The 16,674-nt window shown below is 58.5% G+C and carries 16 protein-coding genes and 2 pseudogenes; 5 read left to right on the top strand and 13 right to left on the bottom strand.

Features of this window, described 5'->3' with window-relative positions:
• Nucleotides 1-5 precede the first annotated feature (5 nt).
• The 5 genes from cobA to GJT30_07060 form a co-directional block, all read right to left on the bottom strand.
• Nucleotides 6-1,547 carry a uroporphyrinogen-III C-methyltransferase gene (gene cobA, locus GJT30_07040; GenBank protein MSM39360.1) on the bottom strand — a complete coding sequence of 514 codons (1,542 nt, stop codon included), beginning with the start codon at nucleotides 1,545-1,547 and terminating at the stop codon, nucleotides 6-8.
• A 103-nt stretch (nucleotides 1,548-1,650) separates the two neighbouring features.
• Nucleotides 1,651-2,607 (bottom strand): hydroxymethylbilane synthase, encoded by a 957-nt coding sequence (gene hemC / locus GJT30_07045; protein ID MSM39361.1) that lies wholly within the window; start codon nucleotides 2,605-2,607, stop codon nucleotides 1,651-1,653.
• Between the two features lie 111 nt (nucleotides 2,608-2,718).
• The gene (locus GJT30_07050; protein ID MSM39362.1) at nucleotides 2,719-4,023 is read right to left on the bottom strand and encodes a glutamyl-tRNA reductase; all 1,305 of its coding nucleotides are present in this window, start codon (nucleotides 4,021-4,023) and stop codon (nucleotides 2,719-2,721) included.
• Nucleotides 4,024-4,137: 114 nt separating this feature from the next.
• A complete protein-coding gene (gene ccsB, locus GJT30_07055) occupies nucleotides 4,138-4,953 on the bottom strand; it encodes a c-type cytochrome biogenesis protein CcsB (protein ID MSM39363.1) in 816 nt (271 codons plus the stop codon).
• Nucleotides 4,950-5,795 (bottom strand): bifunctional precorrin-2 dehydrogenase/sirohydrochlorin ferrochelatase, encoded by an 846-nt coding sequence (locus GJT30_07060; GenBank protein MSM39364.1) that lies wholly within the window; start codon nucleotides 5,793-5,795, stop codon nucleotides 4,950-4,952. Before GJT30_07060 ends, ccsB begins: the two co-directional genes overlap by 4 nt.
• Before the next feature lie 15 nt (nucleotides 5,796-5,810).
• Here GJT30_07060 and trxA point away from each other — a divergent pair, with 15 nt between their 5' ends.
• The 5 genes from trxA (at nucleotide 5,811) to GJT30_07085 (ending at nucleotide 10,315) form a co-directional block, all read left to right on the top strand.
• Nucleotides 5,811-6,140: a thioredoxin gene (gene trxA / locus GJT30_07065; GenBank protein MSM39365.1), complete on the top strand. Its 330-nt coding sequence runs from the start codon at nucleotides 5,811-5,813 to the stop codon at nucleotides 6,138-6,140.
• Nucleotides 6,141-6,143: 3 nt separating this feature from the next.
• On the top strand, nucleotides 6,144-6,656 hold the full coding sequence (locus GJT30_07070) for a redoxin domain-containing protein (GenBank protein ID MSM39366.1): 513 nt from the start codon (nucleotides 6,144-6,146) through the stop codon (nucleotides 6,654-6,656).
• Nucleotides 6,657-6,962: 306 nt separating this feature from the next.
• The gene (locus GJT30_07075; GenBank protein MSM39367.1) at nucleotides 6,963-8,093 is read left to right on the top strand and encodes a diguanylate cyclase; all 1,131 of its coding nucleotides are present in this window, start codon (nucleotides 6,963-6,965) and stop codon (nucleotides 8,091-8,093) included.
• A 226-nt stretch (nucleotides 8,094-8,319) separates the two neighbouring features.
• Nucleotides 8,320-8,571, top strand: coding sequence for a hypothetical protein (locus tag GJT30_07080; GenBank protein MSM39368.1), 252 nt, complete (start codon nucleotides 8,320-8,322; stop codon nucleotides 8,569-8,571).
• 127 nt (nucleotides 8,572-8,698) lie between these two features.
• Nucleotides 8,699-10,315 carry a PilT/PilU family type 4a pilus ATPase gene (locus GJT30_07085; GenBank protein MSM39369.1) on the top strand — a complete coding sequence of 539 codons (1,617 nt, stop codon included), beginning with the start codon at nucleotides 8,699-8,701 and terminating at the stop codon, nucleotides 10,313-10,315.
• Here the strand turns inward: GJT30_07085 and GJT30_07090 are convergent.
• The 8 genes and pseudogenes from GJT30_07090 to GJT30_07125 all read right to left on the bottom strand — a co-directional run bounded on the left by GJT30_07090 (nucleotide 10,305) and on the right by GJT30_07125 (nucleotide 16,604).
• Nucleotides 10,305-11,756: pseudogene (locus GJT30_07090) on the bottom strand (response regulator). The gene GJT30_07085 and the pseudogene GJT30_07090 sit on opposite strands and share 11 nt — an antisense overlap.
• Before the next feature lie 90 nt (nucleotides 11,757-11,846).
• Nucleotides 11,847-12,920, bottom strand: a pseudogene (locus GJT30_07095) (transporter substrate-binding domain-containing protein).
• 172 nt (nucleotides 12,921-13,092) lie between these two features.
• On the bottom strand, nucleotides 13,093-13,287 hold the full coding sequence (locus GJT30_07100) for a hypothetical protein (GenBank protein ID MSM39370.1): 195 nt from the start codon (nucleotides 13,285-13,287) through the stop codon (nucleotides 13,093-13,095).
• A gap of 2 nt (nucleotides 13,288-13,289) precedes the next feature.
• The gene (locus GJT30_07105; protein MSM39371.1) at nucleotides 13,290-13,622 is read right to left on the bottom strand and encodes a hypothetical protein; all 333 of its coding nucleotides are present in this window, start codon (nucleotides 13,620-13,622) and stop codon (nucleotides 13,290-13,292) included.
• 158 nt (nucleotides 13,623-13,780) lie between these two features.
• Nucleotides 13,781-14,764 (bottom strand): cytochrome C biogenesis protein CycH, encoded by a 984-nt coding sequence (locus GJT30_07110; GenBank protein ID MSM39372.1) that lies wholly within the window; start codon nucleotides 14,762-14,764, stop codon nucleotides 13,781-13,783.
• Between the two features lie 139 nt (nucleotides 14,765-14,903).
• Complete coding sequence (locus tag GJT30_07115) at nucleotides 14,904-15,410, bottom strand: hypothetical protein (GenBank protein ID MSM39373.1); 507 nt, start codon at nucleotides 15,408-15,410, stop codon at nucleotides 14,904-14,906.
• Nucleotides 15,411-15,468: 58 nt separating this feature from the next.
• A complete protein-coding gene (locus tag GJT30_07120; protein MSM39374.1) occupies nucleotides 15,469-15,957 on the bottom strand; it encodes a hypothetical protein in 489 nt (162 codons plus the stop codon).
• Between the two features lie 5 nt (nucleotides 15,958-15,962).
• On the bottom strand, nucleotides 15,963-16,604 hold the full coding sequence (locus tag GJT30_07125) for a cell filamentation protein Fic (GenBank protein MSM39375.1): 642 nt from the start codon (nucleotides 16,602-16,604) through the stop codon (nucleotides 15,963-15,965).
• Nucleotides 16,605-16,674: the final 70 nt, after the last annotated feature.

Raw genomic sequence — 16,674 nt, forward strand, 5'->3', positions numbered from 1 at the left:
TTACGTCATGAAGTCACATTGAAGTATCGTACAATTTCTTGGGTCATTGCCGCAAGGGTATATTCTGCGGGCTCGATAGAGACGTCCAGCCCCAGTTCCCGGCAGGTTCTGGCGGTTATCGGGCCGATGGCGGCGATGGTTACCCCTTCCAGGAGGTGGAGAAAGCGGTTTTCACCCAGCAGGCGTGCGAGATTGTCCACGGTGGAGGAGGAGGTGAAGGTGGCGCAGTGAATGCGGCGCTCTTCCAGGGCCTGGATCACCCCGGCCGGCACGGCATCCGGGAGGACATTGCAATATGTCACCGGCGCGACCACCTCGGCGCCCAGCACACCAAGGCCAGCGGGAATGACATCGCGCGCCCGGTCGGCCTTGGGGTAGAGGATCCGCTTTCCTGCCGGGTTCAGTTCGGCAAAGGCCGCCACCACCCCTTCTGCCTTGTAGCTGGCAGGGACCAGGTCCGCCCGTATGCCGTAAGGGGCAAGGGCTGCGGCCGTCCTGGGGCCGACGGCACAGACCCGGCAGGGGCCGAGCGCCCGGCTGTCGCGTCCCAGCTCGTGAAGTCGGGTAAAGAAGGCCTGTACCGCATTGTATGAGGTGAAGACGACCCAGGCAAAGGCATGCAGCTCGCCAATGGCCCTGTCCAGCTCAGTCGGGTCCTCGGGCGGAACGATCCGGATGGTGGGGCATTCCCAGACCGAGGCACCCAGATCCTCCAGCATGGTGCTGAATTCGCCGGCCTGATCGGCGGAGCGGGTGACCAGCATCCCCTTGCCGAACAGCGGCCGGTTGTCGAACCAGCGGAGTTTCTCCCTGAGCCTGACCACCTCGCCGACCACGGTGATCGCCGGGGCCTTGAAGCCGGCCTTGCGGGCACTTTCGGCAATGTCGGCCAGGGTGCCGGTCAGAACCTGCTGCTCCGGCCGGGTCCCCCAGCGGACCAGCGCCACCGGCGTTTCCGGTCCCCTGCCGTGCGCCATGAGGTTCGCGGTTATCTGCGGCAGGTTTTTCACCCCCATGTAGAAGACCACAGTGCCGCTCCCCAGCGACAACCGGTCCCAGTCGATCTCGCTGGTATCCTTGTCCGGGTGCTCGTGGCCGGTGACAAAGGCGACGGAGGTGGTGACGTGACGGTGGGTGAGCGGGATGCCGGCATAGGCTGCCGCGCCGATGCCGGCGGTGACGCCGGGGACGATCTCGAAGGGAATGCCGGCCACCACCAGCGCCTCGCATTCCTCGCCGCCGCGGCCGAAGACGAACGGATCTCCCCCCTTGAGGCGTGCCACGACCTTGCCGCCGAGGGCGAGGCTGACCAGCAGCTCGTTGATCTGGGCCTGTTCGCGGTTGTGGGCACCTCCCACCTTGCCGGCATAGATCAGTTCGGCATCGGGGCGGGCATGGGCCAGGAGGCGGTCGTTGGCCAGGTAGTCGTAGAGCACCACATCGGCCAGCTCAAGGCACTGCCGGCCGCGGACCGTAATCAGGCCGGGATCGCCGGGGCCGGCGCCGATCAGGTAGACATAGCCGTTTTTGCGGGTGATTTCTGTCATAGGGTGCTGCCAATCCCGGAATGGCAAAAGGCTAAGGGCACAAGGAGCTACCTTATTACCTTTAGCCTTTGCGAGCCGTTGAACCTACTGTCGCGGGAGAGAACTAGACCGGGATCTCTTTTTCCCGGGATACCTCGCGCTGGTATACCTCTTTCAGGATATCGGCGCCGCCGGCCTTGAGCAGCCGCTCGGCAAGCTGGACCCCGAGCTTCTCGCAGTCGGTTGCCGGACCGGTGATGGAGTCCTTGAGGGAGGTCTTGCCATCCACCGAGGCGATGAAGCCGGTCAGTTTGAGCTGGTCGCCGGTGACTTCGCCGAAAGCGGCGATGGGGACCTGGCAACCACCCTCGCAGCGCCAGAGGAGAGCACGTTCGGCCCGTACCGCATGGCTGGTGTCGGGGTGGTTGAAGAAGGCGATGGTCTCCCTCACCTTCTCGTCGTCGAGGCGGCATTCGAGCCCCAGCGCCCCCTGGCCGATGGCGGGGAGAGAGAGGTCCGGAGAAAGGTATTCGACGATGCGATCGGCAAAGCCGAGCCGCTTCAGGCCGGCTGCGGCAAGGATGACCGCGTCGAGCCCCTCTGTTTCCAGCTTTTTCATGCGGGTTTCCACGTTGCCGCGGATGATCACCATCTCCATGTCGGGCCGGACCTTGAGGAGCTGGGCCTGGCGGCGGAGTGCCGAGGTGCCGATCCGCGCCCCCTGGCGCAGGTTGGCAAAGGTAGTCCCATTGGAGATGACCGCGTCGCGCGGATCTTCCCGTTCGGTGATGCAGACCAGGCCGAGCCCTTCGGGGAATTCGGTCGGGACGTCCTTCATGCTGTGCACGGCAATGTCGATCTCGCCGCGCAGCATGGCCTCCTCGATCTCCTTGACGAACAGCCCCTTGCCCCCTACCTGTGCCAGCGGCACATCGAGGATCTTGTCGCCGATGGTCTTGATCTTTACCAGGGAGACTTCCATGCCCGGATAGCGCTTTTCCAGCTCGCTCTTGACCCAGTTGGCCTGCCAGAGAGCCAGCTGGCTGGCCCGGGTCCCTATTCTCAACTGCTTCAATGCCATGTTCAATCTCCTTTGAAACAAACGATAGTGCGGTAACGTCCCGGCAGGACAGGTTCGACCGGACGGAGCCGGTGCTCTCTCATCCCTTGCCGGCCGGGGATCGGCGAAAAATCAGTCATCCAGGTCCTGCAGGTCCCCCGGCTCGGGCTCGCCGGTCTGCAGCTCGAACAGCGCTCGCAGCGCATCCACGTAGAGGTCGACGCGCCCCCCCTGCCCTGCCTGCTTCAACAGTGAGGTGGGAGGATGGAGCAGCTTGTTCATGATGGCCGAGGTGCAAGCCTCAAGCCGCTTCTGCCCCTCCGGGGTCAGGTCCTTCCAGTTGGCGAGGGTCTTTTCCAGCTCGGCCTTGCGGATCTCGTCGAACTTGGCGCGCAGGGCGACGATGGTCGGGGTGACCTCCAGGGAGGAGAGCCACTTGAAGAACTGGCCGATCTCCTGGTCGACGATCTCCTCCGCCTTTTTCGCCTCGGCGGCCCGTTGCTGCAGGTTGGCGGTCACAACCTCCTGCAGGTCGTCGACGGTGTAGAGGTAGACGTTCTCCACGTCGTTGACCTTGGGGTCGATGTCCCGCGGCACGGCAATGTCGATGAAAAACATCGGCCTTAGCTTTCTGCGCCGCATCACCTCCTCCAGGTCCTTGGGCCCGATGATGCAGTGGGGGGCTCCGGTGGAGGAGAGGATGATGTCGGCCTTGTGCAGGTAGTCGAAGAGGTCGTCGAACTGTACTGCGCGACCGCCGAATTCCTCGGCCAGCCGCTCGGCCCGCTCGAAGGTCCGGTTGGTGACCATGACGCCGCGGACGCCGTTGTTCAGGAAGTGTTTTGCCGCCAGCTCGCACATCTCGCCGGCACCGATCAGCATGACGGTCTTGTCCGAGAGGTCGTCGAAGATCTTTCTGGCCAGCTCCACGGCGGCAAAGGCGACGGAGACCGCCGATGAGGCGATCCTGGTCTCGGTGCGGACCCGTTTCGCAACGGAGAACGCCTTGTGCAGGAAGCGGTTGAGGATGATCCCGGACGATTTGAATTCGGCGGCATAGCCGTAGGCGGTCTTGATCTGGCCGAGGATCTGCGGTTCGCCCACCACCATGGAATCGAGGCTGGAGGCGACGCGAAAGACGTGGCGGATGGCTGCCTCGCCGTGATGACTGTAGAGGTGGGAATCCAGCGTGTCCAGGGAGAGCTTGTGGTAGTCGGCAAGGAACCGTTTGATCCTGGCAATGCCGCCGGCGATGTCGTGGGTTGTGGCGTAGATCTCCACCCGGTTGCAGGTGGAGACGATGATAGCTTCGGTAATGTCGGGGATCGCCACCAGAGCTGCCAGCGGCTTCTCCATGTTTGTGGGGGCAAACGCCACCTTTTCCCTGATGTCAACGGAAGCTGTCTTGTGCGACAGTCCCACAACGATAATGTTCATTCGCCAAAAACCTCTGTCTCAACGGAGTAGCAATCAAGCACGTGCAATATGGGTAGTGTCGATCTGTATTCGCCCGTCATCAAACAACCTCCCGGCGGAATGCGGTACTCCGCCTCATTTGTAGCTGTGCAGCCCTGTCAGCAGGAGGTTGACTCCGAGGAACGTGAAGAGCATCACGAAAAATCCGGCAATGGCGAGGATGGCAGCCTTGCGTCCCCGCCAGCCGGTGGTCAGCCGGCCGTGCAGCAGCGCCGCATAGACGAACCAGGTGATGAGCGACCAAGTCTCCTTCGGATCCCAGCTCCAGTAGGTTCCCCAGGCGGTTTCGGCCCAGATTGCTCCGGAAATGATGGCAAAGGTGAGGAGCGGAAACCCGAAGGTGAGGCTCCGATAGTTGATGTCGTCCAACTTGTCCAGGGAGGGCAGCTTCTGGTACATGGCGCCCAGCTTCTTCTGCTTCAGGAAGCGTTCCTGGATCAGGTACATGATGCCTGCGCCAAAGGCGATGGTGAAGTTTGCATAGCCCAGAAAGGCGACCACGGTGTGGATCACCAGCCAGTTGCTCTTCAACGCCGGGTTGAGCGGGTTGATGGACATGGGGAAGAGCATTGAGGCTACCATCAGCAGCAGCGCAATGGGCGTCACGAACGACCCGAGAATGGAAATCCGGTATTTCCGGTCGAAGATGATGAAGACGCCGACAATGGTCAGGCTGAAAAAGGAGAGCGACTCGTGGAGATTGGTAATGGGGGTGCGCCCTGCCTCGAAGTAGCGGGCCAGGGTAAAGGCTGCATGGACGAGAAAGCCGGCAAAGACGATCCAGCGCGCGGCACTGCCGAGCTGGGGTCTGGGCTTGACCAGGTAGGCAAGATAGGCGATGGTGCCCAGGAGGTAAATGCCCAGGGTGCCGAAGTAGAGTAAGCCGTTCATGGAGAATCCTCTTTTCGCAGGTCCAGTTCAGTCAGTGAATACCCGGTGCCGCATTGCCCCCGCAGGAGGTCGTCGATCTCGGCAAACGAGCCTGTTCTGAAAAGTTTCGGGAGGTCGCTGGCGGCCAGAGCGCTTAAAATCTGCTTATTGTATGCGCGGTTACCGCACTGAGTCAATAGCTTTTCGCGGATGGCTCCCAGGAGACGGGCGGTCAGGGCATACTCGCGACCGAAGCCGGTGGCGAGCTGTCTTCGCAGGCGCCGTGCAAGCGCCGGAGCTTCCCCGTCCGTGGTTATGGCAATGGCGATACTGCCCCGGCGGACCACGGCGGGAGAGTGAAACGAGCCTGATGCCGGCGCATCGACGACATTTACCAGGATGCCCGCGGATGCCGCTTCGTTGCGGACCGTCTGATTGAGCTCCGGGCTGTCCGTTGCCGCATAGACCAGGAAGGCGCCGGCCAGGTCTCCTGCCCGGTATTCTCGGGCCTGGTGGGCGAGCCATCCCCTTTTTTCCAGTCGGCGCAGTCCGGCAGAGAGCTGCAGAGCGATCACGACCACTTGGGCGCCGCAACGGATGAGCCCCGGACACTTGCGGGCGGCAACCCTGCCCCCTCCCACCATGACGACCCTTTTTCCCTGCACGTCCAGTGCTATCGGCAGGTGAGGCATGTCGTAGATACCGTCCTTACGCTGGTGTTCAACCGTGAAAATGAGACTATAACATGTCCCGCCGCAATTGCATATTGTCAGTCGGTTAAGAGGTCCCGCTGCAGCCTCTCGCGCGGTTTTCACCTTGATTTTTTTCTTCTCCGCGATATAGTGATTCCCAAACACAATCATACCAAGGAGAAGTATATGGCTAGCGAAATGGTCAAAACCTTTACCGATGCAAACTTCGATACCGACGTGCTGCAGAGCACCGTTCCCGTCCTTGTCGATTTCTGGGCCACCTGGTGCGCGCCCTGCAAGGCGATAGCCCCGGTTGTCGACTCCATCGCCGACGAGTATGCCGGCAAGGTTGCGGTCGGCAAGGTCAATGTGGACGACAATCCCGCCACTCCCGGCAAATACGGCGTCCGCGGCATCCCCACCATCATCCTCTTCAAGGAGGGGAAGGTGGTCGACCAGGTTGTGGGAGCCGTGCCCAAGGCACAGCTCGAAGCCTTGATAAAGAAGGCCCTGTAACTGATGATGCAGAGACTCATATCCATGCCGCTCGCGACAGTGCTGGTGGTGGCCATGCTGATGCTGCCGGGCCAGGCTTCGGCAATACTGCAGAAAGGCCAGCCAGCCCCTCCCTTCAAGGTGGTCAGTACCTCGGGGCAGCAGATAACAGAGGCCAATTACAAGGGCCACGTGCTCCTGATCGATTTTTTTGCCACGTGGTGCAGCCCCTGTCGCGATTCCATCCCCCATCTGATTCGTCTGAATCAAAAATATGGCAAGCAGGGGCTGCAGATTCTGGGTGCGAGTCTCGATGAAGAGGGAGATAAGACGGTCCGCGATTTTTGTGCGGTGCAGAAGGTCAATTATCCCGTTGCCCTTGCCAACGAAGAGATGCAGACCGAATATGGACTCCGTTCGATCCCAACCCTCTACGTCATCAACAAAAAAGGGATTGTCGCAGAGAAATTCATGGGGTTCAACAGCGACATGGCAGCAAAGCTGGATCTTTTAATCAAGCAGCTGCTTGCCGAATAGCGCAGTTCCCGCCGTTTCGGGGGGAGGAGATTCTCCCCCCCCTATTTCATGCAGTTTCCCGCCGCCAAAAGCCTCCGCTCCGAGAGTAACAAAGCCTTCCCTTGAAAGTCATGTTTTTGACGTGCCTGTTGTCAGGCTTGACGGTTTCCCTGCGATGTCAAGGTGCGCTGGAAGCCTTTAAGATGGCTTGACCGGCTTACAGCGCGCTCGTGGAGAGGTTTTGCCATTTGTGGCAAACAATTTGCAACCACTAATGAGGTCCGCGCGTAGAGAGCTGCAAAATCCTCCAGATTAGGCGTATGCCGTATGAAGAGAGGGAATGCCATGTCGCATGGGATAACCGAAATCGGTCAGAATGGGTCAGAATCATGCAACGCCGGGATTACTGTCAAAAATTTGCCTGATGTGGCTGCATTGGAGCAACAGCTCAAGGAAGCGAACTTCATCAGCCGATTCATGGCTGCCATCGGCTCCAGTCTCGATCCCCATGATATCTGTGCCATTGCATCGCGGCACCTATATGATTTTGCCCCCTTCAATCGCATCGTCTTCTGTCTCTCCAGCGAGTTCGGCCTTCCGTCCATTGTCATTGCCCCGGGAAAATCGGAAGATGGCCGCGACGTCCTCGTTACGGGGCCTGCAACGGCCCGTTGCAAAGGCTTCAAGATCGACGAAATGCTGCAGGGTTCCCTGTACGTTGATCCGGAAACCGGCGGTACGGGTATCCGGCTTGTGCTCCCCGAAGATTTGGGCCGGGTACAGATCGTTTTCAGTGCGATTGAACGGCAGTGCTATACGTCGTCAGTCCTGTCCGAGGTCATGGCGCATTTTGCCCGGACGCTGAAGAACGCCTTGACCCATGTGAAGGTCAAAGAGATGGCCATGAAGGACAGCCTTACCGGCCTGTTCAACCGCAGGGTCTTTGACGAATTGCTTGCCGTGGAGGTCCGTCGCAAGGAACTGCTGCCGATTTCGCTGCTCCTCATTGATCTGGACGATTTCAAGAGGGTCAATGACACCTATGGGCATCCTGCCGGGGACGAAGTGCTGGCGACAGTCGGGCGAATCCTGCGGGAGGGAACCCGTGGCTCGGACCTGGTTGCCCGGTACGGCGGCGAGGAATTCGCGATCATGCTCCCTGCGACCACGGCAGCCACTGCATTCGAGATTGCCCAGCGCCTGCGGTCACGGCTTGCCAGCACCCTGTTCGTCTTCAATGGCCAGCACCTCAAACTGACGGCAAGCATCGGCATTTCCTACACCTCCGGGGCCAAAACCGATTCCATCCCCCAGATAGTCAGCAGGGCGGACCAGGCGCTGTATCGAGCCAAGAAAAGCGGCAAGAACATGAGCTACATCTATACCTGCAAGTCAGTGGCCCTCAACAAAAAGCCGGAGGTCGGAGAATCGGCTTTTGCCTGGCTCAGGACTGCATAACGGATCTCTCTTCGCAGACTTCATATTCTCACCACCTGTCAGGTATGGCACGGCCGAACTCCGTGCGCACTGCTCCCATTTGCTATCCCTTCGTGAATATGTTGATTTTACAGGCCCTCTTTCGCAATACCTTAATACATTGTTCTAAAGAAATGCTGTCAAAGAGCCGAAATTCACAAGTAGAAGAGATTGTAGCGGCGAGGGGGTTCTGCCCAGGATGGAAGACGTGACCATGTCCGAACAGGTAATTTCCTACTTCGAGGAGGAGTTCGGCACCATACTCTGCCAGCTCGAAGAAGGCAAATTCCTGGATTACAAGCAGAGAGTGCTGGTGAGCAGAAAGATCGACGAGGCCCTTGTGCGCCTTTCCCCCTATGTCAGGAGCGAATGGCGCGCACGCCAGGTTGTGAAAAGCGGTGAGGTGCTCCGCGAGCGGCTGCTGTCGGTGCGGGACATTATCAGCAATCCTCCGCTCTGACCGGTTTTAACGGGGTTGGTTTGTCGCGTACAAGAGGCACAGTGTTCCACGCTGGTGCCTCTTTGTCTTTTTTGCAGATTGAGCACGCCAGCAGGGCCAGATTCTACGATCAGATACCGAGGTACCTATGTCCACGAAAACAGGGGAAGGCAGATCAGAAGGGAAAATCGGCCAGCTCTTTCTTGAGCATGAATTCATTACCGGAGACGAACTCGACAGGGCACTGCAACTGCGATTGCAGCTGGAGGAATCGCGGCTCGGCTCCCTGCTGGTGGAAATGGGCTATGTGACGATCGAACAGCTCCTGACGGTGCTGCAGAAGCGTTTCGGCATCCCTGGCGTCAATCTCGGCAGTCTGACGTTGCAGCCGGCTGTTCTCAACATCCTGCCGCTGGCGGTGATGAAGAAATTCCGCGCCGTTGCCATTGCCAATACGGACAAGCTCTACATTGCCATGACCAACCCCGGTGACCTGCGGGTCCAGAACCAGCTTGAATTCGCCTTGGGCAAGGCAGTGCAGCCGGTAGTAGCACCCCATGCCCAGGTCATGATATTGCTGAAGCATCTGGAAACCATTGGAGGAAAGCTTGCCGAACCGCTGGTCGTGAAGGAGATCCTGTCCCAGCCGGGGGGGCAAGGGAGGGCGAAACGTCATGCCGGCATTCCTTTGCTGCTCAAGTGGCTGGTCAAGGAGAATGCATCGGACCTGTTCATCACTGCCGGGGTTGCCCCCTGCCTGAAAAAGAATAACGAAATCGTCCGGCACCCAGGTCCGAACCTGATGCCGGCGGACATCGCGGAGATGGTCGACGAACTGGTGCCGGAACATCTGCGCAGGGAGTTCGACGAGAATCACGACATCGATTTCGGCAAGACCATCCCGGAACTGGGGCGGTTCCGCATCAACATCTTCAAGCAGCGCAACTCCATGTCCATTGCCATCCGGAGCATGCTGGAAGAGATCCCGTCGCTGGAAGAGCTGGGCCTGCCGGAGTGGGTGGGTGACTATGCCCTGAAGCGGGAGGGGCTCATCATCGTCAGCGGTCCCACCGGCCATGGGAAGAGCACCACCCTTGCCGCCATGATAGACCTGATAAACTCCCGCCGGAAATGCAACATCATCACCATCGAGGACCCGATCGAATATCACCACCGGCATAAGCTGAGCAACGTAAACCAGCGGGAGGTGGGGCGGGATACGGCGTCATTCCCCCAGGGGCTGCGGCATATCTTCCGCCAGTCGCCCGACGTCATTGTCATCGGGGAGATGCGCGATCCCGAGACGTTCAGCATCGCTCTGCAGGCGGCAGGCACCGGGCACCTGGTGCTCTCCACCCTGCATGCCAACAACGCCACCGCGGCAATCGAACGGATTATCGAGATCTCTCCGCCGGAACAGCAGCAGCAGGTCAGGATGCAGATGGCGGAAAACTTCCTGATGATCCTCAACCAGCGCCTCATGCCCGAGAAGAACGGCAACGGCAGGGTCCTTGCCTTGGAAAAACTGGCGAATTCCCAGCGGATCAAGAATTTGATCCGGGAGGGGAAGGTCCATCACATCCGCTCGCTCTTCAAGCAGTCGTCAGAGGAGTTTCAGTCACTGGATATCTGCCTGGCGCGGCTTGTCAGAGAAGGAAAGGTATCGCTGCACGAAGCGGAAAAATACTGCGAGAACCTGCCTTACCTGGCGGAAATGGTTGCGACAAAACGGCGCAGGATGCCGGACACCGGCGTCACTCCATGAACTTCCGCAGGACCTCCCGCAATGTCGAGAGCTTGTACGGTTTCTGGATGAACCCGGCAAGCCCCTTGCCGACAAAACGCTGGGTAACCTCCTGCTCGCTGTAGCCGCTTGATATGATGACGCTGATGTCGGGGTTGGCCTTGCGCAGGGCGCGGAACGTCTGTTCGCCGTCCATGTGCGGCATGGTGAGGTCGAGTATGACGGCACAGATGTCGGGATGCTCATTGAACAGCTTCATCGCCTCCTTGCCGTCGCTTGCCGTGATGACGTCGAAGCCGAGCTCCTGGAGCATCTCCCTGCCGATGGCCCTCACTGTTTCCTCGTCATCGACCAGCATGATCCTGCCGCATCCTTTCCAATCTCCTGCCTGCTCATTGTGGTTGAACAGGTCGGCCGGCCGGTCCACGGCCGGCAGCAGAACCTTGAAGCTGCTCCCCTTCCCCAGTTCGCTATAGACGTTGATCGCACCCTTGTGGCCGCGGACGATGCCGAGCACCGCAGCCATCCCCAGTCCCCGGCCGGTGAACTTGGTGGAAAAGAAGGGCTCGAAGATGCGAGACATGGTCTCGTGACTCATGCCGCAGCCGGTGTCTACCACTTCCAGGTAGACGTAGAGCCCCGGCTTGAGGTTCTCGCTGAGCCAGACGTTTTTCAGGTAACTCGCCTCGCAGTCCATGCAGCCGGTGGTGATGGCGATGACGCCGCTTCGGTCGCCGATCGCCTCGGATGCATTGATGACCAGGTTCATGATGATCTGGCGCAGCTGGGTCGCATCCGCCTCGATGGAGGGGAGCGGCTTGGTGAGATTGTAGCGCAGCACCGCCTTCTTGGAGATGGAGACGTCCAGCATATGCCCCATCTCCTCGATGAGGCGGTTCAGGTCGATGTTTTCCAGGACGAACTTCCCCTTGCCCGAGTAGGCGAGCATCTGCTTTGCCAGGTCTGCGGCCTTGTCCGCAGCCTGCTCGATTTTCTGCAGGTGCACGACCGCCGGGGATTCGGTATTTATCCGCATCAACGCCAGGCTGACGTTGCCGGTTATGGCAGTGAGGATGTTGTTGAAGTCGTGGGCGATGCCGCCTGCCAGCACGCCGAGGCTCTCCAGCTTCTGCACGTGGAGCATCTGCTCTTCCAGCTTCCTCCGGTCCTCTTCCTCCTTGAGCCGTTCGGTAACGTCACGGATGACCCCGACGATATAGCGGTTGCCCGCCTGATCGACGAAGCGCGACTTGTGAGTGATGATGGAGCGGGTCCTGCCCTGCGCATCGGTGATCCGCTCCTCATTGATGTTGGGCCGACCGGTCTCTAGGACCTGGTCGTCGATCTTCCAGAAAACATCGACCTGTTCTTTCGGGAACAGGTCATAATCGGTTTTCCCCAGAAGCATGTCTCGCGGGCAGCCGGCCAGTGAGCACTCGGCGTCATTCACCAGCACCATCCGGTGCTGTGCGTCCTTCACAAAGACCGGATCGGCAATGGCATTGATAACGTTGCCCAGGTAGTCGCGCGCGTCCTGAAGCTCGGTCGCGGCCTTTTCCAGTTCTGCAGTCCGTTCCGATACCCGTGATTCCAGCTGGTCGGTAAAGTTTTTCAGTTCCTGTTCGATCCGTTGCCGCTCCCTCAGTTCTATCTGCAGGGTAGTGGTGCGCTCGTTCACCTTCCGGGTGAGGAGACGGTTCCAGATGGCGGCTCCGGCCAGCAGCATGCCGAGAAGCAGGGCCAGTGAGCCGTAGATGAAGGCCCTGCTCGGCAGCCAATGATTGTTCTCCACATGGATCCATTTGTTGACGGCCTCCTGGCGATCGGCCTCGCCAATGGTCGCCAGTCCCTTGTTAATGATCTGCTGCAGCATCGGCCAGTCTTTCCTGATGCCGATCCCCCACTGGTACATGAAAGGGGTAGTGCCGGCCAGGCGGAGATTGGTGATGCCCGCCGCCTGGGAGTAATAGGTGGCATTGGCCATGTTCTCCACGTAGGCATCCACCATCCCGAGAGAAGCCTTGGCCAGGCCGGTCATCACGTCGGGAACCACATCGAGGTCTATGCCGGGATACTGGTTTTTCAGGACATCGTGGGCCGTGTAGTTGGAGACGACAGCGACCTTCTTCCCCTTGAGGTCCTCCATGGTCAGCTTGCCCGTGGCGCCGGCCCTGGTAAAGATGCCGCCGGGGACGGAGACCAGGGGATCGGTGAACAACGTAAACTCGCGGCGTGCCGGGGTGTCCACGAGGGCGCCCAGCACGTCCACCTCGTGCTTCCTGTATTTGTCCATCACCTCGTCCCAGTTCTTGAGCCGGACGATGGTAAAGCGGATGCCGAGCGTCCGCTCCAGCAGCCGGACGATATCCGCAGCAGCCCCCTGGTAGACGCCGTTCTTGTCGAAGAATTCGATAGGCCTGAAGTCCGGGTCGGGTGCCAGCCTGATGACCGGGTGCTGTTTCAGCCACTCCTGTTCCTCGGGCGTGAGGATGACGGTGCCCGCAGGGGTGGCCGGCGTAGCGGCAAGAGAGGGGCGCGGCGAGATGAGGACAGCAGCGGCGAGGAACAGCAGGGATGCAATGCCAATAACGGTGGTACGAGAAAACCTGCAGAAAAAAGTGAGCATGCTGGTGGATCCTGTCGCTGGCTGGATTACGGTGTCGGAAATTAATTAACAGAAATTGTAACTGGTTTTCGGGCGGTTACAAGTGGTGGGGGCCAGAAGGGGTGATGCTGCCGTGCCGTGCTCACAGGCGCATGAAGAGCTGTTTCAGGAACGCCAGGGTCGGTGCCGCCGGTCAGCTTGGTGCACTAGGCTGAACGTGATCGTCGAGCAGCTGCCACTCGGCAAAGCCGTCCTTGCGCTCGGCATAGATCGACATCGGCCAGCTGCCGATCAGTAGGCTATGGGCGAAAAAGCCGATGCGATCAAGTTCCCGCAGCAGATCGGTGACCGGTTGAACGAACGGAGATCGAGCAAAGACGATTTCCAAGACTACTGTCCCTTGAGGAGAATGGCGTTGAGAGTTGCGATACGCTTTTTATTGGCCTTCATGTCTGCTTGCAGCTTCTTGCGTCGCTCCAGCGCCGGCTTTATCTCCTCTACCCTAGCGGGGGAGAGGTGCTCGAAGACAACTCCAGACTCGCTACGATAGCGCAGACAGGGATAGACGTACTCCTTGCCGTGGCTGCGCACCCTGCGCTCCCCGAGCGACCCTTTCGGCAGCTTTTCCAATTCCCTGTTTATCTTGTCAACGACAAGGAGGCAGCGGTCACGTTCAGACTGCAACATCCTGAAAACACTCTCGTCCTTTTTCCTGGCCACCATGGCACAACCTCCATTTTGTACCAACACAATAACACAATAATAAGAATATGTGGTACAACTATTTTGTACCAACCATTGCATTAATTAGCGGGCTTGTTGGTACAAACAGGAAAATCAATAGTCCCAGAATTTTTGGACGATTGCAGCTGGGGTCATGTTCAGTCATTGCTCCGGTTGATAAGATTGACGATTACCTTGACGATGGTTTCCTTCTCCTCCGGCCTGCTTTCGGCGATCAGCAGAGTGAGCGCCACCAGGGCGTTGTCGGCCAGCCGTTTGGAACCATCGGGGCGGTAGAGAATGGCGTTCATGCCAAGAAAGTAGATGAACAGGGCGGCGGCGATCCGCTTGTTGCCGTCGCTGAAAGCGTGGTTCTTGACGATGAAGTAGAGCAGGTTGGCAGCTTTTTCCTCAACGCTGGGGTAGAGCTCCTTACCGTCGAAGGTCTGGTAGATGGTGCCCAGCGCACTCTTGAATCCCTGGTCCTTTTCCACCCCAAACAGGCCGTCAAATTCACCCTTCATGGCATTGACGATGCCGATCCCTTCGGTGTAATCGATGACATGCAGCTCCTGCCGCGTGGTTCCTTCGATGGCCAACGTGCCGTGGTCGTAGCGGTCCAGGGTTGCCAAGGCGTAGGCATAGTCGTTGATCACCCTCAGCACGTCCCTGCCGGTGTCGGTCACCAGCTCCTGCGTCGTCAGGGTGCGCGCCAGCAGCTCCATGGTCTGCTGCATCTCCTGCAGCTTGGCCGATTCTTCCCGCAACCGCTGCTCGTTGACCGTGTACCCCTTGACGATGTGGTCGTGCAGCACCCGGGTGGCCCACTGGCGGAAGCGGGTGCCCTGCTGTGATTTGACCCGGTAGCCGACGGAGATGATGACGTCGAGGTTGTAGAACTGCGTCTGGTATTCCTTACCATCCGGGGCAGTATGTGCATATTTTGCACGAACTGAATTTTCGTCCAGTTCACCTTCCTTGAATACATTGCGCAGGTGCTTGGTAATTACGGAACGTTCCCTGCCAAACAGTTCGGCCATCTGTTCCTGAGTCAGCCAGACGGTTTCATGATCAAGCCGGACCTCAAGATTCGTCGTGCCATTTTCGGTTTGATAGATAATGATGTCGTTCTGGGCACTCATTTGATCCACAACCTTCAGTCAAAAAGGATTTGTACGATTGCTGCCGAAATATTCCCAGAAAAGCAAATTGCATTTTTTGCACATTGCTTTTTTCAACATTCTCTCCAGTTATCCGGAATTTCCGAATAACTGTAAATTTTCAAACGGCTACCTGCGCCACTCTGTCCAGCATCGCCTTGTCCGAGTTCAGCCACTTCCCCTTTACCGACGTCGGCCGTTCGTTGAGCCGCACGGAAACTGCCAGCGGATCACAGTCCAGTACATGGGCATCGTGAATCAGCCAACTCAGGTCAAGGTCCGCCGTCCGCAGAGAGCCGAGCACCGAGCGGTCGGTGTTCCGGTCGAACTGCGCCGGACCAAGGGCCAGGGCCACCCGCCCGATCCGGGCTTCAGGCACGTTCAGCACCACCAGCGTCGCCAGGAACAGCTCCCGGTGCAGCCGGCCTAGTTCGGCAAAGCCCGTCTTCACCAGTCCCGGCAGAAAGAGGCAGTAGCGGGTCTCATCGTGGCAGAACAGCACGCACTGGCGGCGGTCGTAGGTGTAGAGATGGGCGTGCCAGCTCCCTAGCGGACTGGTTTCCGTAAGTGGCGTTGCCGAGACGGAGGGGAGCTTGGCGGCAAGTTTTTGCGTGCAATGTATTATCACGGTTCATACCACTTCAGGAAGGTCGGCCAGTAGCTACATTTCCTATCCAACCCTCTTTTCACATGCCAAAAAGTAGCCTGTCCTTTTCCTTTTCGGCAGTTCCAGTTCGTGCAAAAAATGCAACAACTGAAAAGAGACGGCAGTTGTTTCCAAAATGGAAATAGTAGCCATTTCTGTTAGTATCCGAGCAACGGCTTTCTAAGCCGTTGGTCAGTGGCGCACCATACTGGGGGTCTGATGGTCGCTGGCTCGTCGGGCTCATAACCCGAAGGGCAGGCGCAAGGGACTTAAAATCCCTCGGTTGATTACGAATCACTCGCTCTACCGTCTGAGTTGAGATTGTATTTGCAATCGCAAAAAACAGCCGGATGAGGTATAGTTCCTCTATGAAAAAGTCACTGCTCGAAACCAATCCCCATCTGAAAGATCCCGCCACCCGCAACAAGGCATTGGCACGCAATGTCGCATCATCTTCCGCTGTCGAGGGAATACGGGTAAAGCGTGATGCGACGACAGGCCGCTTCGTCTCCCAGACGAAAATTGGCAAGGCTCCTACGAAGTCGGTAAAGACTTCTCGATAATATCTGCAAACAGACGCGTCATCGGCAGATAATTCCTGTCCAGTCCGGCCCGAACCGCGGCAAAGTATTCTTCCCGTCGATCCCCGTCCAACAGGCTGAAATCAAGCACCGGCAACCCTGCCTGCAATGCCATCAAAGTTGCCAGCATTCGCCCTAACCGGCCATTTCCTTCCCGAAAAGGGTGGATCAGCATCAACTCCACATGCACCTCGGCCAGGGCAAGCGCAACCTCGTCGCGGTCTTCAAGCCGGCAAGGGGTGTATCTGCGCAGCTGTTTGCTTTCGAACTCGTCCATCAATGCAGGGATAAAACGGGCTTGGGCAAAATCGAATCCCCCCTTGCTGATGTTGACAGCACGGAGTTGTCCTGCCCACGGGTAGATGCTTTTCAACCAGCGACGGTGCATTGCACAGATATCTTCCACGGTAATCGTCTGATCACTCGACACTTCGCCAAGCAAAGTGTTCTGTGTTTGCCACAAGGCGTTTGTTTCTGCTTCCCCCATTTGCACAGGATCGGTGATCCCATTCTTGTTACGGAGTACCGTTCCGTTGGAACCGGGCTCGTATTGGCCTTCAATGAGGTGCGATGTTTCGTAGCGATCAGCCGTCATTCTTCGGTACCATGCGTTGTATTATCTGCTCCGATCCGCTATGAAGTTGCGGATCGAGCGGTCATAGGTC

Source organism: Geobacter sp. (assembly GCA_009684525.1).
In the GTDB taxonomy this organism is placed as follows: Bacteria; Desulfobacterota; Desulfuromonadia; order Geobacterales; family DSM-12255; genus Geoanaerobacter.

Coding starts and splice junctions, on each gene's coding strand:
- cobA (MSM39360.1), bottom strand. CDS start 1,547: ATGACAGAAATCACCCGCAAAAACGGCTATGTCTACCTGATCGGCGCC.
- hemC (MSM39361.1), bottom strand. CDS start 2,607: ATGGCATTGAAGCAGTTGAGAATAGGGACCCGGGCCAGCCAGCTGGCT.
- GJT30_07050 (MSM39362.1), bottom strand. CDS start 4,023: ATGAACATTATCGTTGTGGGACTGTCGCACAAGACAGCTTCCGTTGAC.
- ccsB (MSM39363.1), bottom strand. CDS start 4,953: ATGAACGGCTTACTCTACTTCGGCACCCTGGGCATTTACCTCCTGGGC.
- GJT30_07060 (MSM39364.1), bottom strand. CDS start 5,795: ATGATTGTGTTTGGGAATCACTATATCGCGGAGAAGAAAAAAATCAAG.
- trxA (MSM39365.1), top strand. CDS start 5,811: ATGGCTAGCGAAATGGTCAAAACCTTTACCGATGCAAACTTCGATACC.
- GJT30_07070 (MSM39366.1), top strand. CDS start 6,144: ATGATGCAGAGACTCATATCCATGCCGCTCGCGACAGTGCTGGTGGTG.
- GJT30_07075 (MSM39367.1), top strand. CDS start 6,963: ATGAAGAGAGGGAATGCCATGTCGCATGGGATAACCGAAATCGGTCAG.
- GJT30_07085 (MSM39369.1), top strand. CDS start 8,699: ATGTCCACGAAAACAGGGGAAGGCAGATCAGAAGGGAAAATCGGCCAG.
- GJT30_07105 (MSM39371.1), bottom strand. CDS start 13,622: ATGGTGGCCAGGAAAAAGGACGAGAGTGTTTTCAGGATGTTGCAGTCT.
- GJT30_07110 (MSM39372.1), bottom strand. CDS start 14,764: ATGAGTGCCCAGAACGACATCATTATCTATCAAACCGAAAATGGCACG.
- GJT30_07125 (MSM39375.1), bottom strand. CDS start 16,604: ATGACGGCTGATCGCTACGAAACATCGCACCTCATTGAAGGCCAATAC.